The organism is Geodermatophilus nigrescens, assembly GCF_900129495.1.
Classification (GTDB): Bacteria; Actinomycetota; Actinomycetes; order Mycobacteriales; family Geodermatophilaceae; genus Geodermatophilus; species Geodermatophilus nigrescens.
Genome location: NZ_FQVX01000003.1, coordinates 1,054,681 through 1,079,749, shown reverse-complemented (window position 1 = coordinate 1,079,749; position 25,069 = coordinate 1,054,681). Strand labels below are relative to the sequence as shown.

At 76.1% G+C, this 25,069-nt stretch carries 27 protein-coding genes; 6 read left to right on the top strand and 21 right to left on the bottom strand.

All coding sequences use genetic code 11. The features are described from left to right. Positions 1-29: 29 nt before the first annotated feature. The 13 genes from dprA to rpsP form a co-directional block, all read right to left on the bottom strand. The gene (dprA, locus tag BUE37_RS18840) at positions 30-1,289 is read right to left on the bottom strand and encodes a DNA-processing protein DprA (RefSeq protein WP_139253040.1); all 1,260 of its coding nucleotides are present in this window, start codon (positions 1,287-1,289) and stop codon (positions 30-32) included. Continuing rightward, positions 1,286-2,806, bottom strand: coding sequence for a YifB family Mg chelatase-like AAA ATPase (locus tag BUE37_RS18835; protein ID WP_073421824.1), 1,521 nt, complete (start codon positions 2,804-2,806; stop codon positions 1,286-1,288). The genes dprA and BUE37_RS18835 overlap by 4 nt, the downstream gene beginning before the upstream one ends. Beyond that, entirely contained in the window at positions 2,803-3,162 is a 360-nt protein-coding gene (locus tag BUE37_RS18830; RefSeq protein ID WP_073421823.1) for a YraN family protein, read from the bottom strand. Before BUE37_RS18830 ends, BUE37_RS18835 begins: the two co-directional genes overlap by 4 nt. A gap of 131 nt (positions 3,163-3,293) precedes the next feature. Beyond that, positions 3,294-3,614, bottom strand: coding sequence for a DUF2469 domain-containing protein (locus BUE37_RS18825; RefSeq protein ID WP_073421822.1), 321 nt, complete (start codon positions 3,612-3,614; stop codon positions 3,294-3,296). Next, the gene (locus BUE37_RS18820) at positions 3,611-4,399 is read right to left on the bottom strand and encodes a ribonuclease HII (protein ID WP_139253039.1); all 789 of its coding nucleotides are present in this window, start codon (positions 4,397-4,399) and stop codon (positions 3,611-3,613) included. Before BUE37_RS18820 ends, BUE37_RS18825 begins: the two co-directional genes overlap by 4 nt. A gap of 180 nt (positions 4,400-4,579) precedes the next feature. Further along, entirely contained in the window at positions 4,580-5,302 is a 723-nt protein-coding gene (locus tag BUE37_RS18815; RefSeq protein ID WP_073421821.1) for a LuxR C-terminal-related transcriptional regulator, read from the bottom strand. Positions 5,303-5,557: 255 nt separating this feature from the next. Continuing rightward, complete coding sequence (gene lepB / locus BUE37_RS18810; protein WP_073421820.1) at positions 5,558-6,457, bottom strand: signal peptidase I; 900 nt, start codon at positions 6,455-6,457, stop codon at positions 5,558-5,560. 75 nt (positions 6,458-6,532) lie between these two features. After that, complete coding sequence (gene rplS / locus BUE37_RS18805; RefSeq protein ID WP_073421819.1) at positions 6,533-6,889, bottom strand: 50S ribosomal protein L19; 357 nt, start codon at positions 6,887-6,889, stop codon at positions 6,533-6,535. A gap of 188 nt (positions 6,890-7,077) precedes the next feature. After that, positions 7,078-7,593, bottom strand: coding sequence for an NUDIX hydrolase (locus tag BUE37_RS18800; protein ID WP_073421818.1), 516 nt, complete (start codon positions 7,591-7,593; stop codon positions 7,078-7,080). Further along, positions 7,586-8,329: a tRNA (guanosine(37)-N1)-methyltransferase TrmD gene (gene trmD, locus BUE37_RS18795; protein ID WP_073421817.1), complete on the bottom strand. Its 744-nt coding sequence runs from the start codon at positions 8,327-8,329 to the stop codon at positions 7,586-7,588. Before trmD ends, BUE37_RS18800 begins: the two co-directional genes overlap by 8 nt. Next, positions 8,326-8,850 (bottom strand): ribosome maturation factor RimM, encoded by a 525-nt coding sequence (gene rimM / locus BUE37_RS18790; protein ID WP_217651300.1) that lies wholly within the window; start codon positions 8,848-8,850, stop codon positions 8,326-8,328. Before rimM ends, trmD begins: the two co-directional genes overlap by 4 nt. A 16-nt stretch (positions 8,851-8,866) precedes the next feature. After that, a complete protein-coding gene (locus BUE37_RS18785; RefSeq protein WP_073421815.1) occupies positions 8,867-9,103 on the bottom strand; it encodes an RNA-binding protein in 237 nt (78 codons plus the stop codon). A 3-nt stretch (positions 9,104-9,106) separates the two neighbouring features. Then, positions 9,107-9,604 carry a 30S ribosomal protein S16 gene (gene rpsP, locus BUE37_RS18780; RefSeq protein WP_073421814.1) on the bottom strand — a complete coding sequence of 166 codons (498 nt, stop codon included), beginning with the start codon at positions 9,602-9,604 and terminating at the stop codon, positions 9,107-9,109. Between the two features lie 158 nt (positions 9,605-9,762). Here rpsP and BUE37_RS18775 point away from each other — a divergent pair, with 158 nt between their 5' ends. Then, complete coding sequence (locus tag BUE37_RS18775; RefSeq protein WP_217651299.1) at positions 9,763-10,161, top strand: VOC family protein; 399 nt, start codon at positions 9,763-9,765, stop codon at positions 10,159-10,161. Here BUE37_RS18775 and BUE37_RS18770 read toward each other — a convergent pair. The 7 genes from BUE37_RS18770 to BUE37_RS18740 form a co-directional block, all read right to left on the bottom strand. Further along, the gene (locus BUE37_RS18770) at positions 10,131-11,903 is read right to left on the bottom strand and encodes a proline--tRNA ligase (RefSeq protein ID WP_073421813.1); all 1,773 of its coding nucleotides are present in this window, start codon (positions 11,901-11,903) and stop codon (positions 10,131-10,133) included. The genes BUE37_RS18775 and BUE37_RS18770 overlap by 31 nt on opposite strands. A gap of 53 nt (positions 11,904-11,956) precedes the next feature. Further along, a complete protein-coding gene (locus BUE37_RS18765) occupies positions 11,957-13,039 on the bottom strand; it encodes an amidohydrolase family protein (protein ID WP_245794733.1) in 1,083 nt (360 codons plus the stop codon). Continuing rightward, positions 13,036-14,604 carry a signal recognition particle protein gene (gene ffh, locus BUE37_RS18760; protein WP_073421812.1) on the bottom strand — a complete coding sequence of 523 codons (1,569 nt, stop codon included), beginning with the start codon at positions 14,602-14,604 and terminating at the stop codon, positions 13,036-13,038. The genes BUE37_RS18765 and ffh overlap by 4 nt, the downstream gene beginning before the upstream one ends. Before the next feature lie 103 nt (positions 14,605-14,707). Continuing rightward, positions 14,708-14,896, bottom strand: coding sequence for a hypothetical protein (locus BUE37_RS18755; protein ID WP_073421811.1), 189 nt, complete (start codon positions 14,894-14,896; stop codon positions 14,708-14,710). An 86-nt stretch (positions 14,897-14,982) separates the two neighbouring features. After that, a complete protein-coding gene (locus BUE37_RS18750) occupies positions 14,983-17,349 on the bottom strand; it encodes a [protein-PII] uridylyltransferase (protein WP_073421810.1) in 2,367 nt (788 codons plus the stop codon). Positions 17,350-17,448: 99 nt separating this feature from the next. Continuing rightward, complete coding sequence (locus BUE37_RS18745) at positions 17,449-17,787, bottom strand: P-II family nitrogen regulator (protein ID WP_073421809.1); 339 nt, start codon at positions 17,785-17,787, stop codon at positions 17,449-17,451. Then, positions 17,784-19,124 (bottom strand): ammonium transporter, encoded by a 1,341-nt coding sequence (locus BUE37_RS18740; protein ID WP_073421808.1) that lies wholly within the window; start codon positions 19,122-19,124, stop codon positions 17,784-17,786. Before BUE37_RS18740 ends, BUE37_RS18745 begins: the two co-directional genes overlap by 4 nt. A 330-nt stretch (positions 19,125-19,454) precedes the next feature. On the opposite strand from BUE37_RS18740, the gene BUE37_RS18735 reads away from it, so the two are divergent. The 4 genes from BUE37_RS18735 to BUE37_RS18720 are packed head-to-tail and all read left to right on the top strand — an operon-like array spanning position 19,455 to position 22,034. Beyond that, complete coding sequence (locus BUE37_RS18735) at positions 19,455-20,159, top strand: energy-coupling factor ABC transporter permease (protein WP_073421807.1); 705 nt, start codon at positions 19,455-19,457, stop codon at positions 20,157-20,159. Further along, positions 20,156-20,512 carry a PDGLE domain-containing protein gene (locus BUE37_RS24010; RefSeq protein WP_175562915.1) on the top strand — a complete coding sequence of 119 codons (357 nt, stop codon included), beginning with the start codon at positions 20,156-20,158 and terminating at the stop codon, positions 20,510-20,512. The genes BUE37_RS18735 and BUE37_RS24010 overlap by 4 nt, the downstream gene beginning before the upstream one ends. A 2-nt stretch (positions 20,513-20,514) precedes the next feature. Beyond that, a complete protein-coding gene (cbiQ, locus tag BUE37_RS18725) occupies positions 20,515-21,294 on the top strand; it encodes a cobalt ECF transporter T component CbiQ (RefSeq protein WP_073421806.1) in 780 nt (259 codons plus the stop codon). Then, a complete protein-coding gene (locus BUE37_RS18720; protein ID WP_073421805.1) occupies positions 21,291-22,034 on the top strand; it encodes an energy-coupling factor ABC transporter ATP-binding protein in 744 nt (247 codons plus the stop codon). The genes cbiQ and BUE37_RS18720 overlap by 4 nt, the downstream gene beginning before the upstream one ends. A 13-nt stretch (positions 22,035-22,047) precedes the next feature. On the opposite strand, the gene ftsY is transcribed toward BUE37_RS18720, so the two are convergent. Next, a complete protein-coding gene (ftsY, locus tag BUE37_RS18715) occupies positions 22,048-23,280 on the bottom strand; it encodes a signal recognition particle-docking protein FtsY (protein WP_073421804.1) in 1,233 nt (410 codons plus the stop codon). A gap of 72 nt (positions 23,281-23,352) precedes the next feature. Here ftsY and BUE37_RS18710 point away from each other — a divergent pair, with 72 nt between their 5' ends. After that, complete coding sequence (locus BUE37_RS18710) at positions 23,353-25,059, top strand: alkaline phosphatase D family protein (protein WP_073421803.1); 1,707 nt, start codon at positions 23,353-23,355, stop codon at positions 25,057-25,059. The last annotated feature ends 10 nt before the right edge of the window (positions 25,060-25,069 follow it).

The following is a 25,069-nucleotide window of genomic DNA, read 5'->3' as shown; positions in this document are numbered from 1 at the left end:
CCCGCGACGGAACGGGCGTCCCACCGTCCTCAGCGGCGCCGCGCCCGCTCCGGCGGCGGGGCCAGCCGCCAGCCGGTGCCGGTCCACTCGACCAGCCCGGAGATCTCCAGGCCGGGCAGCACCCGCATCGCCTCCAGCGGCCCGCAGCCGGCGACCGCCGCCAGCCGCTCGGCGCTCACCCCGGCGCGCACCGGGCAGGCGTCGAGCACCCGCCGCGCGAGGTCCGACAGCCCGTCGCGCGGGGAGGCCGGCCGGCCGGGCGGGGCGGCGAGGTCGCTGCCCAGGTCGCCCACCTCCTCGATCACCTGCGCGGCGCTGGAGACCAGCCGGGCGCCGGACTCCGCGTCGCGCAGCAGCTCGTGGCAGCCGACCGACAGCGCCGAGGTGACCGGGCCCGGCACGACCAGCACCCGCTTCCCCAGCGCCTGCGCGCGGCGGGCGGTGGCCTGCGCGCCGGAGCGGGCCGCGGCCTCCACCACGACGGTGCCGCGGGTGAGCCCGGCGATGAGCCGGTTGCGGACCAGGAAGCGGTGCCGGTGCGGCGCGGCGCCCGGCGGCCACTCGCTGACCAGCAGCCCGCCGCCGTCGACGATGCGGGCGAAGACCGCCGAGTGCGCGGCCGGGTAGGCGCGGTCGACGCCGCACGCCAGCACCGCCACGGTCGGCGCACCGGCGGCCAGCGCCCCGCGGTGCGCGGCGACGTCGATGCCGTAGGCGCCGCCGGAGACCACCGTCCAGCCCCGCTCCCCCAGCTGCGCGCCGAACTCGGCGGCGACGTGCTCGCCGTAGGACGTCGAGGCCCGTGACCCGACCACGGCCACCGAGCGGTCGACGGCCGCGTCGAGCGGCGCCTCGCCCCGCACCCACAGCGCCATCGGCGGCACCAGCGCCTTCGTGCGGTCGAGGTCTCCCCCGCCGTCGTCCCCGCCGTCTCCCCCGCCGGCGTGCGCGGCCACGGTCAGCGGGTGCAGGGCGAACGCCGGCCACTCCTCGTCCTCGGGCACGACGAGCCGGGCGCCGCAGCGCTCGGCGCGGCGGAGGTCGGCGAGGCTGGCGTCCTGCTCCGCCCGCGCGCCGACGAGGGCGCGCAGGGCGGCCGGCGCGGTGCCGTCGCGCAGCGCGCGCACCGCCGCCGCGGGGCCGACGTCCTCGACGTACCGCCACAGGGCCACCGAGCCGGGCTCGGCGGCCCGGGTGAGCCACGCCCGGGCCCGGCGCACGCCGGCCGCGCCGTCGGGGGTGCCCGGCGCCTCGACCGCCGCGGCGAGGTCGTCCTCCAGGCCGGTCACGCGGCCACCCGCTGCAGCCGCATGCCGAGCGCCTCGGTCACGTCGTCGGCGTGCGGCACGGGGCGCCCGTCGAGGTCGGCGAGCGTCCAGGACACCCGCAGCACCCGGTCGAGGCCGCGCACCGACAACAGGCCGCGGTCGAGCGCGCGCTCGGCCAGCGCCAGTGCCGGCCGGGGCACCGGCCACCGCTCCCGGAGCAGCCGGCCGGGCACCTGGCTGTTGAGCGCCAGGCCGGTGCCCCGCAGCCGGGCGGCGGCGGCCTCCCGCGCGACCGCGACCCGGGCCGCCACGGTCGTCGTCGACTCCGGCTCGGCACCGGCGCCGAGCCACGCGGCGCGCCCGACCGGCGGCAGCTCGACCCGCAGGTCGATCCGGTCGAGCAGCGGGCCCGACAGCCGCGCCTGGTAGCGGCGGCGCTCCAGCGGGCTGCAGGTGCAGGCCGCGTCCCCCGCGGCGCTGGCGCACGGACACGGGTTGGCGGCCAGCACCAGCTGGGCGCGGCACGGGAAGGTGGCCGACCCCGCCGCCCGGCTGATGGTCACCGCGCCCCGCTCGAGCGGCTGGCGCAGGGTGTCGAGCGTCGCCCGCGGGAACTCCGGCGCCTCGTCGAGGAACAGCACGCCGCGGTGGGCGCGGCACAGGGCGCCGGGGCGGATGGCGCCGGAGCCGCCGCCGACCAGGGCCGCCATCGTGGCCGAGTGGTGCGGCGCCTCGAAGGGCGGCCGGCTCACGAACGGGGCGTCGGGCGGGAGCGTGCCCGCCACCGAGTGGATGGCGGTGACCTCCAGCGCGGCGCGCTCGTCGAGGACCGGCAGCAGCCCGGGCAGCCGCTCGGCGAGCATCGTCTTGCCCGCGCCGGGCGGGCCGGTGAGGAACAGGTGGTGCCCGCCGGCCGCGGCGACCTCGACCGCGCGCCGCCCGGCCGCCTGGCCGACGACGTCCCCGAGGTCGGGCACCGGCGCGGGGGGCGGCAGCGGACCACGGGCGTGCGCCGCGAGCCGGGCCCGCCCGGACAGGTGGTCGACGAGGTCGCCCAGCGTCCCGGCGGGCAGCACCTCCGCGCCGTCGACCAGGGCCGCCTCGTCGGCGTTGCCGGCCGGGACGACGACGGTGCGGTGCCCCGCGCGCCTGGCGGCGAGCACGGCCGGCAGGACGCCGCGCACCGGGCGCACCGACCCGTCGAGGCCGAGCTCGCCGAGCAGGACCAGCCCGTCGGCCGCGTCGGCGGGCACCGCGCCCGCGGCGGCCAGGACCGCGGCGGCCAGCGCGAGGTCGAACCCGCTCCCCTGCTTGGGCATGGAGGCCGGCGAGAGCCCGATGGTGATGCGGCGCATCGGCCACGACGCCCCGGTGTTCACCACGGCGGCGCGGACCCGGTCGACCGACTGGCGCACCACGGCGTCGGGCAGGCCGACCAGCGCGACGCCGGGGAGGCCCGCCGACATGTCCACCTCGACCTCGACCATCGCGCCGGTGACGCCGGCCAGGCCGACCGACCAGGTGCGGGCCAGGGTCACGAGAACGCCCCGCGCAGGTGGGTGACGAGCGCCGGGCCCGCCGGGCGGACGAGGACGCCGACGACGTCGAAGCGCAGGTCGGGCGCGTGCTCGTCGTGGGCGGCGAGCCAGCGCCGGGCCAGCGTGCGCAGGCGCCGCTGCTTGGCGGCCGGCACCGCCTCGACCGGGTGGCCGAAGCCGGTGGCGCGGCGGGTCTTCACCTCGCAGAAGACGATCGCCGCGCCGTCGCGGGCGACGATGTCGAGCTCGCCGTCGCGGCAGCGCCAGTTGCGGTCGAGGACGCGCAGGCCGGCGTCGGTGAGGTAGGTCGCGGCGATCGACTCGCCGCGGCTGCCGAGTTCGGAGGGAGTGGGCACCCGCCGACCGTCACCGCGGCCGGCCCCGGTCGGGGGCGTCCGGCGACGTCTGTGGACACCGGATGCGCCTGTGGACGGCCGCGGCGGTCCCGTCGGCCCCGCCGGTCAGCGTCCGGGGCGTGGAGGCGACGTCAGGTGATGCGGGGCCCGTCGGGCAGCTCGAGGTCGGGCTTGTCGAGCTCCTCGACGTTGACGTCCTTGAACGTCAGCACGCGCACGTTCCGCACGAAGCGGGCCGGGCGGTACATGTCCCACACCCAGGCGTCGGAGAGCTTGAGCTCGAAGAACACCTCGCCGCCGGCCTCGCGCACCTGCAGGTCGACGGAGTTGGCCAGGTAGAAGCGCCGCTCGGTCTCCACCACGTAGGTGAACTGGCGGACGATGTCCCGGTACTCGCGATAGAGCTGCAGCTCCATCTCGGTCTCGTACTTCTCCAGGTCCTCGGTGCTCATCGCGGGTCTCCGGAGATCGTGCGCATGCCCCCATCATCGACCATGCCGCCCGCGGCGGTGAGGTGGAGTTCCCGGCCGGCGTGCGCGTCGCGGGCGCGGGCGACGTTGACGAAGCGCGAGCGGTGCTCCGGGCAGGGGCCGTGACGCTCCAGCGCGGCCGTGTGCGCGCCGGTCGTGTAGCCCTTGTGCACGGCGAAGTCGTACTCGGGGAACCGCTCGTGCAGGTCGAGCATGATCCGGTCCCGGGTGACCTTCGCCAGCACCGACGCCGCGGCCACGCACGCCGCCACCCGGTCGCCCTTCCAGACGGCGAGGGTGGGCACGCCGAGGCCGGGCACCGGGAAGCCGTCGGTGAGCACGTAGTCGGCCGGCGGGTCGAGCGCGCTCACCGCGCGGCGCAGCGCCTCGAGGTTGGTGACGTGCATGCCGCGCGCGTCGAGGTCCTCGACCGGGATGACCACCACCGACCAGGAGACCGCGCGGTCGACGATCTCGTCGTAGGCCCGGTCGCGGGCGGCGGCGGTGAGCAGCTTGGAGTCGGCGAGCCCCGGAACGCGGCCGCGGCGGCCGGCGGGCAGCACGCAGGCGGCGGCCACGAGCGGGCCGGCGCAGGCGCCGCGGCCGGCCTCGTCGGCGCCGGCGACGGCGGAGAACCCGCGCCGGCGCAGCGAGCGCTCCATGTCCCACAGCGCGTCGCTGCCGGGCGGCTCCGGCGGTGCCGGACGGCGGGTCCGGGCGGCCGGCACGGCGGCGGCCCGGTGGGCGGGGGGAAGACGGCCTGCCATCGCCGTCCGACAGTACGACCCGGCACCGACGGACCGGACCGGGCCCGGGAAGCCCGCACCACACGGCCGCGGGCCGGCCCCCGGGTCAGTGGGGACCGGCCCGCGGACCGGAGCGGACCGAGAGGCCCGCGGTGCCGGACCGCCGAGGAGGCGGACGGTCCGGGCAGAGCGGATGGAGGTTCAGACCTCCACGGGGGCGGAGGCGGCGGCCACGGCGTGGGCGCCGCAGCTGCAGGCGGCGGTGCCGCGCGAGGACAGGACCAGGGAGACGGCGTGCGCGCGGTCCCGGGCACCCAGCTTGCGCAGGATCGCCTTGACGTGCGACTTGACGGTGTCCTCGCTGATGAACAGGTTGCGGCCGATCTGGCGGTTGGACTGGCCCTGCAGCAGCTCGTCGAGGACGTCCTGCTCGCGGCGGGTCAGCGGCACCTCGGGGGTGAGCGGCTTGGCCACCGGCGCGGCGGCGGCGCCCTCGACCCGGCGGATCTGCGGGTCCACCACGGTGCGGCCGGCACGGGCGGCCAGGATCGCCCAGCCGAGCAGGGTCGGCGAGGTGTTGAGCATGAGGTAGCCGCGGACACCGGCGGCGACGGCCTCGTTCACGACGGCCGGGTCCTCGGAGGTGGCCAGCGCGACGACGGCGACCCGGGGGAAGCGGCGGCGCAGGTCGCGGACGACGTTGAGGGTGGCGGCGCGACCGGCACCCAGCTCGACGACCACGGCGTCGGGGCGGGCGGTCTCGACGAGGGTCAGCGCCCGGCGGAGCTCGCCCGGGGTGCCCACCGACTGCATGCCGGCGGTCTCGTTGACCATGCTGACCAGGCCGCGGCGCAGGACGGGGGCGTCGGCGAGGAGGAGCACGCGGGTGACGCCGCGGGTGGCGCTCGCCAGGGGTGCGGACACGACTTACTCCATTTCGGGAAACCGGTGTTGCTCTCGATTACTCCATCGGGCGGTATTGGCGATCGCTTGAACACTTCCTGGGGATTTTTTCTGCCTTTTCCGGTGCGGCCGTCGTCACACGGGAAACGCGCACCGGTCACCGACTCGCGATTGTCGACATGGGGACGACCATTCTGCGGAATGGTCGGACGGGAAACGGCGACGGCGCCGCCCCGGGGAGGGACGGCGCCGTCGAGGGAGCGCACGGGGGGCGGGTCAGCCCGGTGGGGCGCGGCGCAGCCGCCGTCGCCGGTTCCACACCGCGACCGGCAGCGCACCGACCAGGCCGGCGCCCAGGGGCAGCACCTGGCCGATCCGGCCGCTCGTGGCGGCGGCCTCGGCGGCCTGGATGTCCGGGGAGTCGAGCGTGCCGAAGCGGTCGACCGGCCAGACGATGAGCGCCGCCTTGCCGATGACGTCGTCGACGGCGATCGTGCCGCCGTAGCGGTCGCCGACGTGCGCGCGGGAGTCGGCCGACGCCGAGCGGTGGTCGCCCATGACCCACAGGCGCCCCTCGGGGACCGTCACCGGGCCGAACGGGCGGCTCTCCAGCGGGGTGTCCTCGAAGATGTAGGGCTCGTCGAGCGGCTCGCCGTCGACGGTCACCCGGCCCTCGGCGTCGCAGCACTGCACGGTCTGCCCGCCGGTGGCGATGACCCGCTTGACGTAGTCGTCCTCGCTCGGCGGCGCGACGCCCACGGCGCGGCCGAGCCACAGCAGGCCGCCGGTGAACCAGTTCGAGGGCTCCTGGTAGTCGACCTCGGGCACCCAGGTGTCGGGGCCCTCGAAGACGACGATGTCGCCGGGCTCGGGCTCGCCGAACCAGTACGGGACCTTGTTCACCAGCACGCGGTCGCCGGTGCAGCCCGGGCAGCCGTGCAGCGTCTGCTCCATCGACCCCGAGGGGATGAAGAACGCCTGGGCGAGGAACGTCTTGACCAGCAGGGCCAGGACGAAGGCCACAAGCAGCAGCACGGGCAGCTCACGCAGCAGGGAGCTCTTCTTCTCCGGCTGGGCGGGCCGGCGCCGCCAGAGGGACCGTCGGGCCGCCGTCCTGGGCGGCGGGTCCTCCCCCGGGACGACGTCGGCGGGCCCACCGGACCGGTCGCTGCTCATCGGGAGTCAGCGTACGGCCGCGGTGGACCCGCCGCGGTCAGGCCGGGCGGAGCCGGCCGGGGAACGGAGGTCGCGTCAGCGCGCGACGGTCTCGCGCTTCTCCTTGATCTTGGCGGCCTTGCCGCGGAGCTCGCGCAGGTAGTACAGCTTGGCGCGGCGGACGTCACCGCGGGTCAGCACCTCGATCTTCTCGACGACCGGGGTGTGCACCGGGAAGGTGCGCTCGACGCCCACGCCGAAGCTGACCTTGCGGACGGTGAAGGTCTCGCGGATCCCACCGTTCTGGCGGCGGATCACCACACCCTGGAAGACCTGGATGCGCGAGCGGTTGCCCTCGACGACGCGGACGTGCACCTTGACGGTGTCCCCGGGGCGGAACTCGGGGATGTCGTCGCGCAGCGAGTCGGCGTCGAGTACGTCCAGGGTGTTCATCGCAGCATTCCTCGGTCTCAGCGTGTGGCTGGTCGTCGGCCCGGGCAGCGGGGCGCCCCACTCCGGACCAGGTGTCGGCTGCGACTCCGGGAGGGAGTTGCCCGTCGGCGGGCGCCTCCGGTCTGCAGCGACTCTCTACTGTGCCACATCCGCGCCACCCTGCCGAGCGCGGCCCCCGGGCGACGGGTTCAGTCGACCACGCGGGGTGGCCGGCGCCACGGCCCGGCGAGCAGCTCCGGCAGCACGGCGGCGAGCTCGCGCGGCGCGAACTCCACGTCGGCCGCGGCGATCTCCGCCGCGGTCCACCAGCGGTGCGGCTCCTCGCCGAGCAGCTCGAGCTCGGTGCGGCCGGCCGGGTCGACCTCGTGGACGACGTCGCGCAGCACGAAGAAGGTCTCGCGCGAGTCGACCTGCACGCCCGCGAAGGGGCCCACGTGCCGGCGGAACCACACCGGGCCCTCGAGGGCCGCGGGGTCGACGACCAGGCCGATCTCCTCGGCGAGCTCCCGGGCGGCCGCGACGCGCACGCTCTCGCCGTCCTCCACTCCCCCGCCGGGCGTGTACCAGAACAGCACGTCACCGGGCGGGACGGCGGGGTCGGTCAGCCGGGCGCCGAGCAGCAGCACCCGGCCGTCGGGGTCGAGGACGACGACACGCGCCGTGGGCCGGACCACCGCCCGGGCGACCTCCGCGCGGTCAGGCACCGTCGAGGACCGCCCGCTCGGCGGGGGTGAGCGCGTCCCCGGGGAGCGCGGCCAGCAGGTCCGGGCGCCGGGTGGCGGTGCGCCGCAGCGACTCCGCGCGCCGCCAGCGGGCTATGGCCGCGTGGTCGCCGGACAGCAGCACCGGCGGGACGTCGAGCCCGCGCCAGGACGCCGGGCGGGTGTAGGACGGGCCCTCGAGCAGCCCGTCGGCGTGCGAGTCGAACTCCACGGACTCGCGGTTGCCGACGACGCCGGGCAGCAGCCGGGTGACCGCCTCGACCATCACCAGCACCGCGGACTCCCCGCCGGCGAGCACGTAGTCGCCGATCGAGACCTCGGACACGGGCCCGGCGGAGGCGGCCCAGTCGGCGACCCGCTGGTCGATGCCCTCGTAGCGGCCGCAGGCGAAGACCAGCCCGGGCTCGGCGGCCCACTCGGCGGCGACGGCCTGGGTGAACGGGCGGCCGGCCGGCGTCGGCACGACCAGCCGGGTGCCGGGCGGGCGCACGGCCTCCAGCGCGCGGGCCCACGGCTCGGGGCGCATGACCATGCCGGGGCCGCCGCCGTAGGGGGCGTCGTCGACGGTGCGGTGGACGTCGTCGGTCCACTGCCGCAGGTCGTGCACGCCGACGGCGACCAGGCCGCGGTCGGCGGCCTTGCCGAGCAGCGACTGGCGCAGCGGCGCCAGGTACTCGGGGAAGATCGTGACGACGTCGACGCGGTACGGCTCGCTCACAGGTCGAGCAGCCCCTCGGGCGGGTCGACGACGACGAACCCGCCGGGCACGTCGACCGTGGGCACGATCGCGGCGACGAAGGGGACGAGCAGCTCGCCGCCGTCGACGCGGCGCACGACGAGCAGCTCGGCGCCCTCGTGGCGGACGGCGGTGACCTCGCCCAGCGGCGTGCCGTCGGGCAGCCGGGCGGCGAGCCCGACGAGCTGGTGGTCGTAGAAGGCGTCGGGGTCCTCGAGGTCGGGGAGCTCGGCCACGGGGACCTCGAGGAGGGTGTCGCGCAGGGCCTCGACGGCCTCGCGGCTGTCGTAGCCCTCGAACGCGAGCAGCAGCACGTCGCGGTGCCAGCGGGCCGCGGTGATCGTCAGCGGCCCGCGCCCGGCGGGGTCGGTGCGGAGGGCGACGCCGACGCGGAAGCGCGCACCGGGGTCGTCGGTGCGCACCTCGACGGTCGCTTCACCACGGACACCGTGGGGCCGGCCGATCCGGCCGACCACCACGGTGTCCTGGGGAGGGGTTCCCACGTGCGGGACGCGGGGCTCAGCGCCCGTCGGTGTCGACGACGTCGACCCGCAGGCCGCGGCCGCCGACGCCGGCCATGACGGTGCGCAGGGCCTTGGCGGTGCGCCCGCCGCGGCCGATCACCTTGCCGAGGTCGTCGGGGTGCACCCGGACCTCGAGGGTCTTGCCGCGGCGACCGCCGACCAGGTCGACGGTGACGTCGCGCGGGTGGTCGACGATGCCCTTGACCAGGTGCTCGAGCGCCTCTTCGAGCACGTCTTACTCGGCGGGCGTCGAGGTGGCGCCGGCCGCCGGGCCCTCGCCACCGGCACCGGCGGCCTCGGCCACCGTGTCGGCGGCGCTGCTGTCGGCGGTGTCGGCGTCGGCCTTGGGGGCGGCCTTCTTCTTCGGGGTGGTGGCACCCGCGGCCGGCTCCTCGCCGTTGCCGCGGACGGCCTCCTCGTAGAGGGCCTTGCGGTCGGGCTTGGGGGCGGCGACCTTCATGGGCGGCGGGGCGGCCTCGCCCTTGAACTTCTGCCAGTCACCGGTGACGCGGAAGATGGCCGCGACGGGCTCGGTCGGCTGCGCGCCGACACCGAGCCAGTACTGCGCGCGGTCGCTGTCGACCTCGATGAAGGAGGGGTCCTCCTTCGGGTGGTACTTGCCGATCGTCTCGATGACGCGACCCTCGCGCTTGGTGCGCGAGTCGGCGACGACGATGCGGTAGTACGGAGCACGCATCTTGCCCAGACGCATGAGCTTGATCTTGGTGGCCACGGTGGCTCGAACTCTCCTCGAACGCTGTTCGTCGGTGCTCGCCGGACGGACGCGTGGGGTTACGCCGGGGCGGAGCCAGGGACACGGCCGGCGTCGGTGAGAGGGCCGCGCACCGCCGTGTTCGACCGACCATGATGCCAGACGCGAGGAGGTCCGCCGTGACCAGCCGGGGTCTGCTCCACCACGTGGAGCTGTGGGTGCCCGACCTCGACCGGGCGGAGCGCTCGTGGGGCTGGCTGCTGACCGCGCTGGGCGCGGCGCCGTACCAGTCGTGGGAGCACGGCCGGTCCTGGAGGCTGGGCGACGTGTACGTCGTGGTCGAGCGCTCCCCCGACCTGGCGGCGGGCGTCCACGAGCGGCGCCGGCCGGGCCTCAACCACCTGGCGTTCTGGGCCGGGAGCGACGGCGACCTCGACGCGCTGGTGGAGCAGGCCCCGGCGCACGGGTGGCGGCTGCTGTTCGCCGACCGCCACCCGTACGCCGGCGGCCCGGACCACCGGGCCGCCTACCTCGAGGACGCCGACGGCTATGAGGTCGAGCTGGTCGCCGGGCCCTGACGGACGGCGGCCAGGACGGCGGCCGCCGCGTCGGCGACCGGCACCTCCGTGCGCTCCCCGCTCACGCGGTCGCGGACCTCGACCACGCCCTGCGCCAGGCCGCGGCCGACGGTGACGATGGTCGGCATGCCGAGCAGCTCGGCGTCCTTGAACTTCACGCCGGGCGACACCTTCGGCCGGTCGTCGTAGAGGACGGTCAGCCCGGCGCCGACGAGCTCCCGCGACAGCGACTCGGCGGCCTCGAAGACGGCGGCGTCCTTGCCGGTGGCGACGACGTGCACGTCGGCCGGGGCGACCTCGCGCGGCCACACCAGGCCGAGCTCGTCGTGGGTGGACTCGGCGATCGCGGCCACGGCGCGCGAGACGCCGATGCCGTAGGAGCCCATCGTGACCGTGACGAGCTTCCCGTTCTCGTCGAGCACCTCGAGGCCGAGGGCCTCGGCGTACTTCCGGCCCAGCTGGAAGATGTGCCCGAGCTCGACGCCGCGGGCGAGCTCCAGCGGGCCGGAGCCGTCGGGCGCGGGGTCGCCGGGCAGCACCTCGGCGGCCTCGACGGTGCCGTCCCAGGAGAAGTCGCGGCCGGCGACGAGGTCGAACACGTGCTTCCCCGGGGCGTTGGCGCCGGTGACCCAGCGGCTGCCGGGGACCACGCGCGGGTCGACGAGGTAGCGGATGCCCGACTCGCTGCCGCTGCCCAGCACCTGCGGGCCGATGTAGCCCTTGACCAGCGCGGGGTGCTTCTCGAAGTCGGCGAACGGCTCGACCTCGGCCGGCGCCACCTGGGCCTCCAGCCGCTTGGCGTCGACCTCGCGGTCGCCGGGGACGCCGATGACCAGGGGCTCGCGGGTGCCGTCGGGGTGCACGAGCGTGACGACGACGTTCTTCAGCGTGTGCGCGGCGGTGTACCCGGCGTCGGGGAACAGCTCGTTCGCGACCGCGACCAGCGTCTCGATGGTCGGGGTGTCGGGGGTGTCCTCGACGTGCGCCTCGGGCAGCCCGTCGAACGGCACGGCCTCGGGGACGACGGTGGCGACCGCCTCGACGTTCGCCGCGTAGCCCCCGGCCGAGCGGACGAAGGTGTCCTCGCCGATGTCGGTGGGGTGCAGGAACTCCTCGCTGCGCGACCCGCCCATGGCCCCCGACATCGCCGAGACGATGACGTACTCGAGGCCGAGCCGGTCGAACACGCGGATGTAGGCGTCGCGGTGCGCGGCGTAGCTCTTGTCCAGCCCGGCGTCGTCGACGTCGAAGGAGTAGCTGTCCTTCATCGTGAACTCGCGGCCGCGGAACAGGCCGGCGCGGGGCCGCGCCTCGTCCCGGTACTTGGTCTGGATCTGGTACAGCGACAGCGGCAGGTCCTTGTACGACGAGTACAGGTCCTTCACCAGGAGCGTGAACATCTCCTCGTGCGTGGGGCCGAGCAGGAAGTCCGCGCCCCGGCGGTCCTGGAGCCGGAAGAGGTTGGGGCCGTACTCGGTCCAGCGGTTGGTCGCCTCGTAGGGCTCGCGGGGCAGCAGCGCCGGGAAGTGCACCTCCTGCGCGCCCATCGCGTCCATCTCCTCGCGGATGACGCGCTCGACGTTGCGGAACACCCGGTAGCCCAGCGGCAGCCAGGTGAAGCCGCCCGGCGCGGCGCGCCGGATGTAGCCGGCGCGGACCAGCAGCCGGTGGCTGGGGACCTCGGCGTCGGCGGGGTCGTCGCGCAGGGTGCGCAGGAACAGCGTGGACATCCGCAGGAGCACGGGAGCAGTGTCCCAGCACCGGCGAAGCGGTTTCCCGGCAGCGTCGGGAGGCGTCAGACTACGCGGCCGCGCAGCAGCCGCAGCACCGGCCGGGTGAGGGTGTGCAGGTCGACGCGCGGGTCGGTGTCGTAGACGACGACGTCGGCCGGCGCGCCCTCCTCGATGCCGGGCAGCCCGAGCCACGCGCGGGCCGCCCACGACGCCGCGCCCAGCGCCGCCTCGGCCGGGAGCCCCGCCTCGCACAGCGCCCGCACCTCGTCGGCGATCCGGCCGTGCTCGATGCCGCCGCCGGCGTCGGTGCCGGCGAACACCGGCACGCCGGCCTCGTGGGCGGCGCGCACGACGGCGCCCGAGCCCGCGTACAGCCGCCGCATGGTGCTCGCGTACGCCGGGAACCGCTTCTCCCCCGCCGCGGCGAAGCCGGGGAAGTTCTCCACGTTGACCAGCGTGGGGACGACGGCGGTGCCGCGGGCGGCCATCTCGGCCACGAGGTCCTCGGTCAGCCCGGTGCCGTGCTCGACGCAGTCGATGCCCGCGCGGACCAGGTCGGGCAGCGCGTCGGTGCCGAACGTGTGCGCGGTGACCCGCGCGCCCTCCTCGTGGGCCGCGGCGATCGCGGCGGCGACGACGTCGGCCGGCCACTCCGGCGCGAGGTCGCCCACCGAGCGGTCGATCCAGTCGCCGACGAGCTTCACCCAGCCGTCGCCCCGGCGGGCCTGCTCGCGCACCTGCGCGACGAGGTCCTCGGGCTCCAGCTCGACGGCCAGCCCCGGGATGTAGCGGCGGGTGCGGGCCAGGTGCCGGCCGGCCCGGATGATCGTCGGCAGGTCGGGCTCGTCGTCGAGGGCCCGGGTGTCGACCGGCGAGCCGCAGTCGCGCAGCGCCAGCACGCCGGCGTCGCGCTCGGCCACGGCCTGCTCGCGCAGCCCGGCGAGGTCCTCGACGTGCACGCCGCCGCGGCCGATGCCGACGTGGCAGTGCGCGTCGACCAGGCCGGGCAGCAGCCAGCCGCCGCGGGAGACGGTCTCCGCACCGGGCACCGGGTCGGACGTGAGCCGGCCGTCGCGCACCCACAGGTCCCGGTGCGCGCCCTCGGGGAGGACGACGCCGGAGAGGTGCAGCGCGGGCGCGCTCACCGCCCGGGCCGCTCGTCCCCGAACTTGCTGAAGTCGAGCTTGGACAGGTCCGGCAGCGCCTGGCCGGGCGGCAGCGAGGGCATGCCGCCGGGCAGCTGGCCCGGGAAGCCGGCGCCGGGGGGCAGCCCGGGGGCGCCCATCGGGCGGCGGGCCGGGGCCTTGCCCTTGCCGCCCTTCTTGCCCTTGCCCTTCTTCGACGACTGGGCCTGCATCTGCCGGCCGCGGGCCTTCTTGGACATGGGGCCCATGCCGGGCAGGCCCATGCTGCCGGCCATCTGGCCCATCATCTTCTGGGCTTGGGCGAAGCGCTCCAGCAGCTGGTTGACCTCGGTGACGGTCACGCCGGAGCCGTTGGCGATGCGCACGCGTCGCGAGGCGTTGATGATCTTCGAGTCGACGCGCTCCTGCGGCGTCATCGACCGGATGATCGCCGCGGTGCGGTCGAGGTCGCGGTCGTCGACCTGCTTGAGCTGCTCCTTCATCGCCCCGGCGCCGGGCAGCATGCCGAGCAGGTTGGCGATCGGGCCCATCTTGCGGATGGCCATCATCTGCTCGAGGAAGTCCTCGAGCGTGAAGCCCTCGCGGCTGACGAGCTTGCCGGCCATCTTCTCGGCCTGGTCGGCGTCGAAGGCCTGCTCGGCCTGCTCGATGAGGGTGAGCACGTCGCCCATGCCGAGGATGCGCGAGGCCATCCGCTCGGGGTGGAAGACGTCGAAGTCGGTGAGCTTCTCGCCGGTGGAGGCGAACATGATCGGCTGCCCGGTCACGTAGCGGACCGAGAGCGCGGCACCACCGCGGGCGTCGCCGTCGAGCTTGGTGAGCACGACGCCGGAGAAGCCCACGCCGTCGCGGAACGCCTCGGCGGTGGTGACGGCGTCCTGGCCGATCATCGCGTCGACGACGAACAGCGTCTCGTCCGGCCGGACGGCGTCGCGGATGCCGGCGGCCTGGGCCATGAGCTCGGCGTCGATGCCGAGGCGGCCGGCGGTGTCGACGACGACGACGTCGTGCATGGTGCGGCGGGCGTGCTCGATCGAGTCGGCGGCCACCCGGATGGGGTCGCCGACGCCGTTGCCCGGCTCCGGGGCGTAGACGTCGACCCCGGCCTGGCCGGCGACGATCGTGAGCTGGTTGACCGCGTTCGGGCGCTGCAGGTCGCAGGCCACCAGCAGCGGGGCGTGGCCCTGGGACTTCAGCCAGCGGCCGAGCTTGCCGGCGAGCGTGGTCTTACCGGAGCCCTGCAGACCGGCGAGCATGATCACCGTCGGCGACTGCTTGGCGAACCGCAGCCGGCGGGTCTCGCCGCCGAGGATCTCGACGAGCTCCTCGTTGACGATCTTGATGACCTGCTGGGCGGGGTTGAGCGCCTGCGAGACGGCGGCGCCGCGCGCCCGGTCCTTGATCGCGGTGATGAAGGCGCGCACCACCGGCAGCGCGACGTCGGCCTCCAGCAGCGCGATGCGGATCTCGCGCGCGGTGGCGTCGATGTCGGCGTCGGTCAGCCGGCCCTTGCCGCGCAGGCCGGTGAAGACCTTGTCGAGGCGGTCGGAGAGTGTCTCGAACACGAGCAGTCCTCAGCAGTCACGGGCGCTGTCGTGGCCCCGACGGGCCGCGCCTCCTGACTCCAGCGTATCGACCCGGGCGGTCCCGCCCCGGCCGTGCGGGCGCTCAGGCCGCGCGGCGCACCGCCGCCTCGACCACGACGTCGAGGCCGCCGAGCAGGAAGGCGGTGCCGCAGTCGGTGCACGCCCACTCGGGGCACTCGCCGCCGTCGGCGGTGTGCCCGTCGGCACACCCGGGCTGCTCGAACACGGTGTCCTCGCCGCAGGTGGGGCAGGGCCAGGTCTGGGACCGCACGGGGACTCCCCTCGCCGTCGGTGGCGGGACCGGTCCGTCCCGCATCTGCCGCGACGGTCGCACGGGCCACCGACAGTCCCGCGGATTCAGCGCGGCGTGTCCCCTCCCCCGCTGTGCGCCGGGTCGGGCACCGCACCCCGCGCGGCGGCCACCAGCGCCGCCTCCACCCGCCCGCGCTGCGCGGCGTCGATCGGGCAGCCGGCGGGGTTGCTCACGTAGAAGTAGTCGGCGGCGTCGGCCCCGAGCGTCTCGATCCGCGCGGAGGTGACGTCGAGGCCCTCGGCGCCCAGCGCGGCGGTGAGCCGGTAGAGCAGGCCCGCCCGGTCGCCGGCGCGCACCTCGACGATGCTCGTGGCCTCCCCGCTGACCTCCGAGTCGTGCCAGGAGACCCGCGGCGGCGCGGAGCGGGCGGCGTCCTGCCGGTAGTCGGCCTCGCGCTGCCGCAGCCGGTCGGCCAGCGGCAGCGTGCCCTCGAGGGCGGCCCGGACGGCGTCGGCGAGGATCGCCGGCTGCGGCGCCCGCCCGAACCGGGGGCGGACGGCGAACACCGCGGTGGCCCGGCCGCCCGCCACGTTGACCTTCGCGGCGCGCACGTCGAGCTGGTTGAGGGCGAGCACCCCGGCCAGCCGGCTGAACAGGCCCTGCTCGTCGGGGGCGCCGATGGTCACCTGCTGGCCGTCGGCGACGTCCTCCACGCCGACGGTCACCGCGCCCTCCCCCGGGCTGGTCACGCTCGGCTCGGTGGGGTGCAGCACGGGCTCCGGCCCCTCGACCGGCGTGCCGCCGAGGTGCGCCTGCACCCGCGCGACGAGGTGGGCGACCAGGTGCGCCTTCCACGGCGACCAGGCCGAGGTGCTGGTGGCCGCGCCGTCGGCCTGCGCCACGGCGTGCAGCAGCTGCAGCACCTGCGCGTCGCGGCCGATGGTGTCGGCGACCCGCTCGATGGTGGCCGGGTCGTCGATGTCGCGGCGGGTGGCGGTGTCGGGCAGCAGCAGGTGGTGGCGCACGAGGGTGCCCACGGTGGCGACGTCGGCCGGGGTGAAGCCCATCCGCGCCGCGATGCCGGCGGCGATCGGCTCCCCGACGACGCTGTGGTCGCCGGGCCAGCCCTTGCCGACGTCGTGCAGCAGTGAGGCGACCAGCAGCAGGTCGGGCCGGTCGACGTCGCGGGTGAGCTCGGCGGCGGCCGCGGCGGCCTCGACCAGGTGCCGGTCGACGGTGAACCGGTGCCACGGGTGGCGCTGCGGCAGCGAGCGCACCCGCTCCCACTCCGGCAGCAGGCGGGTGAGCAGGCCCTCCTGGTCCAGCTGCTCGATGACCGGGACGGCGGAGCGGCCGCTGGCCAGCAGCCGCAGGAACGACCAGCGGACCTCCGCGGGCCAGGGCTCCGGCAGCGGCGGCGCGTGCACCGCGAGCACCTTGAGCGTGTAGGGCGACAGCAGCAGGTCCTCGCGGGCGGCGGCGGCCGCGCCGCGCAGCACCAGGCCCGGGTCGGTGGCGGGGCGGGCGTCGCGGGCCAGCACCACCTCGTCCCCCTGCCGGACGACGCCCTCGGCCAGCGGCTCGCGGCGCACCCGGCGGTAGCGGGCGCGCGGGCGGCGGACCAGGGCGGCGTCCACGCGCCGCCAGGTGTCGTCGGCGACGAAGGCCAGCCGCCGGCCGGCGAGGCTGACCTCGCGCAGCAGCACGTCCTCGTCGGGCAGGCCGAGGGCCGCCGCGACCGGCCGCTGCTCCTGGCGGACCAGGACGTCGGTGGGCCGGCCGGCACGGCGGCGCAGCTCGTCGCGCACGTCGAGCAGGAAGGCGTAGGCGGCCTCGGCCTCCGCGGAGGGCTCGTCGCCGAGCTGGGCGGCGGCGACCGCGCGCAGCACCTGGCCCTCGCGCAGGCCGCCGTAGGCCTCCTTGAGGTCGGGCTCGAGCAGGAACGCCAGCTCGCCGACCTGGCGGGCCCGGCCGCGGCGCAGGTCGCGCAGCTGGGGCAGCAGCCGCGACGCCGACTGGCGCCAGCTGGCGAGCGTGGCGGTGCGCAGCGCGGCGGCCAGCCCGGCGTCGCCGGCGACCAGCCGCGCGTCGAGCAGCCCGAGGCCGGCCTTGACGTCTGTGGAGGCGACCGAGACGGCCTCGGCGACCGAGCGCACCGAGTGGTCGAGCCGGACGCCGGCGTCCCAGATCGGGTACCAGACGGCGTCGGCGAGCGCGGCGACCTCGGGCCGGCCGTCGTGGACGAGCACCAGGTCGAGGTCGGCGTGCGGCGGGGGCTCGCGCCGGCCGAGACTGCCGACGGCGACGAGCGCGACGCCGTCGGTGCCGGTGCGCGGGGCCGGTGCGCCCCGGCCCTGCCGCGGCGGCGGGGTGCCGGCCACGGCGTCGGCGAGCAGGTCGCCGAGCCACGCGTCGAGCAGCTGCACCCGCCCGGCGCGGGGCAGGTCGGGCAGCGAGGCCAGGTCCGGCACGGTCTCCCCCTCGGTCAGCGGTGCGGGAACGGCGTCGGCCGGGGCGGTGGTCTCCCCACCACCCCGGCCGACGCGACGTGCTCCGGGGTCAGTCCCGGGTCAGAGCGCGTCCTCGCCGCGCTCGCCGGTGCGGACCCGCACGATCTCGTCGATCGTGGTGACCCAGACCTTCCCGTCCCCGATCTGGCCGGTGGAGGCCGACTCGACGACGGCGTCCACCACCCGGGCGGCCTCGATCTCGCCGACGACGACCTCGATGCGGACCTTGGGGACGAAGTCCACCTGGTACTCCGCGCCGCGGTAGACCTCGGTGTGGCCGCGCTGGCGGCCGAAGCCCTGGACCTCGCTGACGGTGAGCCCGGTGATCCCGATCAGCTCGAGGGCGTTCTTCACGTCGTCGAGCTTGAAGGGCTTGATGATGGCGGTGACGAGCTTCATGCCCGGACCCCTTCCGTGGTCTTCGGCGTGGTGGCCTGGGAGAGGGCGGACCCGCTGCCCCCACCGAGGCTGGTGAAGTCGTACCCGGACTCGGCGTGCACGACGGTGTCGATCCCGGCCACCTCGTCCTCCTCGCTGACGCGGAAGCCCATGGCGGCCTTGACCAGGGTCCCGATGACGTAGGTCAGCACGAAGGAGAACACGAGCACCGCGCCGGCCCCGACGGCCTGCCGCCAGAGCTGGTCGACGCTGCCGCCGAAGAAGAGGCTCTCCACGCCGGCCGGGGCGTCCGGGTCGGCCAGGAAGCCGATGGCCAGGGTGCCCCACAGGCCGCCGACGAGGTGCACGCCGACGACGTCGAGCGAGTCGTCGTAGCCGAGGCGGTACTTCAGGCCGACGGCGAGGGCGCACAGCGCGCCGGCGATGACGCCCACGATGATCGCGCCGACCGGCGAGACGGCGGAGCAGGCGGGGGTGATGGCGACCAGGCCCGCGACGGCGCCGGAGGCGGCACCCAGCGAGGTGGCGTGGCCGTCGCGCAGCTTCTCGGTGACCAGCCAGCCGAGGACGGCGGCGCCGGTGGCGGCGAGGGTGTTGACCCAGACGACGGCGGCGGTGTTGTTGGCCGCGAGCGCGGAGCCGGCGTTGAACCCGAACCAGCCGAACCACAGCAGGCCGGCGCCGAGCATGACCAGCGGCAGGTTGTGCGGGCGCATCGCCTCGCGGCCGAAGCCGCGCCGCTTGCCGAGCACCAGGGCCAGGGCGAGGCCCGCGGCGCCGGCGTTGATGTGCACCGCGGTGCCGCCGGCGAAGTCGATGGCGGCCAGGTCGTTCGCGATCCAGCCGCCGGTGTGGGTGACCACGCCGTCGTCGTCGGTGAGGGTGAAGTCGAAGACCCAGTGCGCGACCGGGAAGTAGACGACGGTGGCCCAGATGCCGGCGAAGACCATCCAGGAGCCGAACTTCGCCCGGTCGGCGATGGCGCCGGAGATCAGGGCGACGGTGATGATCGCGAAGACCGCCTGGAAGCCGACGAAGGCCATCGAGGGCAGGCCGCCGGCCTCGCTGGTGGTGTCCTCCATCAGGCCCTTGAGGCCGAAGAACTCGCCGGGGTCGCCGAGCAGGCCCAGGCCGACGTCGTCGCCGAACGCGAACGAGTAGCCGTAGAGCACCCAGAGCACCGTGATCAGGGCGAGGGCGCCGAAGCTCATCATCATCATGTTGAGGACGCTCTTCGCGCGGACCATGCCGCCGTAGAAGAGCGCCAGGCCAGGGGTCATCAGCAGCACGAGGGCCGCGCTGGTGAGGATCCAGGCGGTGTCGCCGGTGTTGACCACGGCAACCTCCTGAGGTGGGTCGTGGGCCGTCGGCCGCAACGAGGACGGGCCCCGGCGGGCCGGGGTCGGGGCGGGTCGCGGTCGCTGCCCTCCCTGGCGGCGACGCGGCGTTCACGGTGCCGGGGCGGTGTTTCCGGGGACGTCGTCGCCGCGTTTCCGGGCGGTGAACTCCCGGTCGCGTGTCCCGCACCCGTGTGACGGCCGTGTTGCGCGCCGCACGGGGAGGTGGGACCGGGCGGACCTGCGAGGGCGGTGCACCTGCAAGCGATGTGCAATAAGGTGCCCGTCGGGTCGGCACCGGGCCGGTCCTCTCAGCCTGCGGAGGTCCGCGTGCACGTCCCCGACGGGTTCCTCGACGCCCCGACGTCGGTGGCCACCGGCGCCGTGGCCGCCGGGACCGTGGCCCTCGCCCTGCGCGGCGCGCGCCGCGAGCTCGACGAGCGCACCGCTCCCCTGGCCGGCCTCACGGCCGCCTTCGTCTTCGCCGTCCAGATGGTCAACTTCCCGGTCGGCGCCGGCACCAGCGGCCACCTGATCGGCGGCGCGCTCACCGCCGTGCTGGTCGGGCCGTGGACGGCGGTGCTCTGCATGACCGTCGTCCTGCTGGTCCAGGCCGTCCTGTTCGCCGACGGCGGGCTCACCGCCCTCGGCACGAACGTGACGCTCATGGGCCTGGTGGCGGTGGCCGCCGGCTACGGCGTCTTCCGGCTGCTCGTGCGGCTGCTGCCGCGCACGCGCTCCGGGGTGCTCGGCGCCGCGGGCGCCGGCGCCTTCCTGTCGGTGCCGGCCGCGGCGCTGGCCTTCGTCGGGCTGTTCGCCGCCGGCGGGGTCGCCGACGTCCCGCTCGGCACCGTGCTCGCCGCCATGGGCGGGATCCACCTGCTCATCGGCATCGGCGAGGCCGTCATCACCGTCGCCGTGCTCACCGCGGTGCTCTCGGTGCGGCCGGACCTGGTGCACGGCGCCCGGCACCTGCGCCGCCCCGCCGACCTCGCCACCCGCCCGGGCCTGCGCGCCGAGGGGGCCCTCCGATGAGCGGCACCGCGACGAGCGGCACCGCGACGAGCGGCAGCGCGACGAGGAGCCGCCGCGCGTTCTGGATCGCCGGGCTCGTGGTCACCCTGCTGGTCGCCGGGTTCGTCAGCTACTACGCGAGCGCGCACCCCGACGGGCTGGAGTGGGCCGCCGGCGAGAGCGGCTTCGCCGACACGGCCCGCGACAGCGCCGTCGCCGGCTCCCCGCTGGCCGACTACGGCGTCGAGGGCGTCGACGACGGCCGGCTGTCGGGCGGGCTGGCCGGCGTCATCGGCGTCGCGGTCACCCTCGTGCTCGCCGGCGGCCTCACGCTGGTGCTGCGCCGCCGCACCGGCACCGCCGACCGGGACTGAGCGTGGGCGCCGGGCACGGCGGCCCGCTCGGCTCGGCCTACGTCGCGCGCGACACCGTCGTCCACCGGCTGCCGGCGCACGTGGCGCTGGTCGCCGTCGTCGCGTTCGCGCTGGTCGTGGTGGCCACGCCGGTGCGGGCGGCCTGGGCGCCGGCCTACGCCGGGTACGCCGTCCTGGTGCTCGGCGCCGCGGCGCTGGCCCGCGTCCCGGCCGGCCGGCTGCTGCGCGGCCTGGCGGTGGAGCTGCCGTTCGTCGTGTTCGCGCTGCTGCTGCCGGTCGTCGCCCGCGGCCCGCGCGTGGAGGTCCTCGGGCTGTCGCTGTCGGAGAGCGGGCTGCTCGCCGCGGGCGGCCTGCTGGCCAAGGCGACGCTGTCGGTGCTCGCGGCCACGGTGCTCGCCGCCACCACCACGCCGCAGGACCTGGTCCGCGGGATGCAGCGGCTGCGGCTGCCGGCGGTGCTCGTGCAGATCCTGTCGTTCATGGTCCGCTACGCCGACGTCGTGGCCGGCGAGCTGCGCCGCATGCGGGTGGCGCGGGAGTCCCGCGGCTTCCGCGGCCGCGGCCCCGGCGCGCTGAAGGTCGTCGCCGGCACCGCGGGGGCGCTGTTCGTGCGGTCCTACGAGCGCGGCGAGCGGGTGCACCTCGCGATGCTGTCCCGCGGCGGGGACGGCCGGCTGCCCGCCGGGCCCGCCCTCGCCGTGCCCGCGCGCACCTGGCTGACCGGGCTGGCGCTCCCCCTGTCGGCGGCGGCCCTGCTGGCGGCGGGGATGCTCGGGGCGTGAGCACCCCGCCGTCCCTCCTCGTGGAGGACCTGGCCTTCGCCTACCCCGACGGGCACCAGGCGCTGTTCGGCGTCGACCTGCGCCTCGAGCGCGGCGAGCGGGTGGCGCTGCTGGGGCCCAACGGGGCCGGCAAGACGACGCTGGTGCTGCACCTCAACGGCATCCTCGCCGGCGGCCGCGGGCGGGTGAGCGTGGCCGGGCTGCCGGTGGAGAAGCGGAACCTGCCGGAGGTCCGCCGCCGGGTCGGCATCGTGTTCCAGGACCCCGACGACCAGCTGTTCATGCCGACCGTCGGCGAGGACGTCGCCTTCGGCCCGCGCAACCTGGGCCTGCCCGAGCCGGAGGTGGCCGCCCGGGTGGCCGCGGCGCTGGAGCAGGTGGGCATGGCCGGGTCGGCCGACCGCCCGCCGCACCACCTGTCGTTCGGCCAGCGCCGCCGGGTCGCCGTCGCCACCGTGCTGTCGATGCACCCGGAGGTGCTCGTGCTCGACGAGCCCTCCTCCAACCTCGACCCGGCCGGGCGGCGCGAGCTCGCCGAGGTCCTCACCGGCCTGCCGGTGACGATGCTGATGGTCACCCACGACCTGCCCTACGCGCTGCAGCTGTGCCCGCGCTCGGTGGTGCTCGACGGCGGCGTCGTGGTCGCCGACGGCCCGACACGCGAGGTGCTCGCCGACGCCGACCTGCTGGCCGCGCACCGGCTCGAGCTGCCCTACGGCTTCGACCCCTCGCGGGCCTGAGCCCGCGGCGGCCTCAGTCGGCGCCTCCGACGAGGCCCTCGGCGAAGGCCTCCGGCTCGAACGGCGCGAGGTCGTCGGCGCCCTCGCCCAGCCCGATGAGCTTCACCGGGATGCCGAGCTCGCGCTGCACGGAGACGACGATGCCGCCCTTCGCGGTGCCGTCGAGCTTGGTGAGCACGACGCCGGTGACGTCGACGGCCTGCGTGAACACCCGCGCCTGCACGATGCCGTTCTGGCCGGTGGTGGCGTCGAGGACCAGCAGCGTCTCGGTGACGGGGCTGACCTTCTCCACGACCCGCTTGATCTTGCCGAGCTCGTCCATGAGCCCGGACTTGGTGTGCAACCGGCCGGCGGTGTCGACGACGACGGTGTCGACCTCGGCCTCCACGCCGGTGCGCGCCGCCTCGAACGCCACCGACGCCGGGTCGGCGCCCTCGCGGCCGCGCACGGTCATCACGCCCACGCGCTCGCCCCAGGTCTCGAGCTGGTCGGCGGCCGCGGCGCGGAAGGTGTCGGCGGCGCCCAGGACGACGCTGCGGCCGTCGCCGACGAGCACGCGGGCGATCTTGCCGACCGTCGTCGTCTTGCCGGCGCCGTTGACCCCGACCACGAGGAGCACCCCGGGGCGGCCCTCGCGGCGGTCGGTGCCGAGCGTGCGGTCGAGGTCGGGGCCGAGGACGGCGGTGAGCTCGCGGACCAGCAGCGCGCGCAGGTCGGCCGGGGTCGCGGTGGCCAGCACCATCGACTGGGTGCGCAGCCGCTCGACGATCTGGGTGGTCGCGGCGACGCCGACGTCGGCGGCCAGGAGGGTCTCCTCGACCTCCTCCCAGTCGTCCTCGGTGAGCCGCTCGCGGGCGAGCACGGTGAGCAGGCCGCGGCCGAGGGAGGACTGCGAGCGGGCCAGCCGCGAGCGCAGCCTCACCAGCCGGCCGGCCGACGGCGGCGGGGTCTCGAAGACGAGGCCCGGCTCCGGGACGGCGGGCGGCAGGTCGACCGTGGGCGGCGCCTCGGGCGCGACGGCGTCGGGCTCGGCCGGCGCGAGGCCCAGCCCGGACGCCGTGGCCCCGGCCGGGCGGTCCTCCGGGGGCGCCGGCGGCGCGGCGGGCGGCCGCGGGCGGGTGAGCGTCGTGCCCGCGACGGCGTCGTCGTCGAGCCGGGTGGTGCGGCGGCCCCGGCCGACCAGCAGGCCCACCCCGGCGACCAGGGCCACGAGGACGATCGCGATCGCGATCAGCACGAACTCCATGCCGCCCAGTCTCCCAGCCGCCGCACGGCGGGCTCTGGGCGGAACCCGGGTGCGTGGAGCACGCTGGGCGGCGTGACGTTCCCCGCGGGAGACAGCCCCGCCCTGCTGCTCGGGCCGCTGCTGCGCCACGTCGACCCGGTGTCGGCCACGGTGTGGGTGGAGACCGACCGCCCCTGCACCGTCGACGTCCTCGGCCGCACCGCGCGCACCTTCCGCGTGGGCGGCCACTGGTACGCGCTCGTCGTCGTCGAGGGGCTGGAGCCGGGCAGCACCACCCCCTACGAGGTCCGCCTCTCCGCCGACGGCACCGACGGCGTCCGGGTGTGGCCCGAGGAGAGCTCCCCGTTCCCGCCCAGCCGGATCCGCACCCCCGGCCGGCCCGGCCCGTTCCGGCTGGCCTTCGGCTCCTGCCGCTACGCCGCGCCGAGCACCGTCGACCTCGGCGAGGGCATCCCGCCCGACGCGCTCGACGCCTACGCCCAGCGGGTGGCCGACCTCCCCGAGGAGGAGTGGCCCGACGCGCTGGTGCTGCTCGGCGACCAGGTCTACGCCGACGAGCTGACCTCGGCCACGCGCGCCTGGCTCACCGTGCACCGCGGCGAGCCGGTGCCCGAGGACGCGCAGGTGCGCGACCGCGAGGAGTACACGCGGCTGTACGCCGAGTCCTGGATGGACCCGCAGGTGCGCTGGCTGCTGTCGACGATCCCGTCGTCGATGGTCTTCGACGACCACGAGATGATCGACGACTGGAACACCTCGGCGGCGTGGCGGCGGCAGGTGACGGCCACCGACTGGTGGGCCGAGCGGATCACCGGCGGGCTGGTCAGCTACTGGGTGCACCAGCACCTGGGCAACCTCAGCCCGGCCGAGCTCGCCGCCGACCGCACCTGGCAGGCGGTGCTCGCCCTGCCCGAGGGCACCGACGCCGAGCCGCTGCTGCGCGAGATGGCCGTCGCCGCCGACCGCGAGCCTCGGACGGTGCGCTGGAGCTACGTGCGCCACTGGGGCGACGCGCGGCTGGTCATGGTCGACAGCCGGGCCGGCCGGGTCCTCGACGAGCAGGGCCGCCGCATGGTCGACGACGACGAGTTCGCCTGGATCGAGGACCAGATGCGCCAGGCGGTCGCCGACGGCGTCGACCACCTGCTGGTCGGCACCTCGCTGCCGTGGCTGCTCCCCCACGCCATCGACTCGATCGAGCGGGTGGACGAGGCGGTCGCCGTCCGGCACGAGGGCCGCTGGCGGGGGAAGGCCGCCGAGGCGGTGCGCCAGGCCGCGGACCTCGAGCACTGGGCCGCCTTCGGGCACAGCTTCGACCGGCTCGCGGCCGCGCTGCTCGCCGTCGCCCGCGGGGAGCACGGCCGCGCCCCGGCGACCGCGCTGGTGCTCTCCGGCGACGTCCACCACGCCTACGCCGCCGAGGTCGTCTCCCCCGGCGGGCTGACCGGCCGGGTGCACCAGCTGACCGTCTCCCCGCTGCACAACCAGGCGCCGCACCCCATCCGCGTCGGGTTCCGGATCGGCTGGAGCCGGTGGGCGCGGCGGTTCACCGCCGCGGTCGCGCGGGCGGCGCGGGTGCGGCCGCCGTCGGTGGAGTGGGCCAAGGCGGCGGGCCCCTTCTTCGGCAACCAGGTCGGCGAGCTGGTGCTCGAGGGCCGGCAGGCGCGCTTCGTGCTGCACGTGAGCGACCACCGCCCCGACGGCGAGGAGTGCCTGCAGCAGGTGCTCGACCTGCCGCTGGCCGACCCGGTCCCGGCGACGGTGCCCGCGCAGGGGTGACAGGCTGACG

Coding starts and splice junctions, on each gene's coding strand:
- ftsY (WP_073421804.1), bottom strand. CDS start 23,280: ATGGAGTTCGTGCTGATCGCGATCGCGATCGTCCTCGTGGCCCTGGTC.
- rplS (WP_073421819.1), bottom strand. CDS start 6,889: ATGAACACCCTGGACGTACTCGACGCCGACTCGCTGCGCGACGACATC.
- lepB (WP_073421820.1), bottom strand. CDS start 6,457: ATGAGCAGCGACCGGTCCGGTGGGCCCGCCGACGTCGTCCCGGGGGAG.
- BUE37_RS18825 (WP_073421822.1), bottom strand. CDS start 3,614: ATGAGCACCGAGGACCTGGAGAAGTACGAGACCGAGATGGAGCTGCAG.
- BUE37_RS18820 (WP_139253039.1), bottom strand. CDS start 4,399: ATGGCAGGCCGTCTTCCCCCCGCCCACCGGGCCGCCGCCGTGCCGGCC.
- BUE37_RS24010 (WP_175562915.1), top strand. CDS start 20,156: ATGAGCGGCACCGCGACGAGCGGCACCGCGACGAGCGGCAGCGCGACG.
- BUE37_RS18745 (WP_073421809.1), bottom strand. CDS start 17,787: ATGAAGCTCGTCACCGCCATCATCAAGCCCTTCAAGCTCGACGACGTG.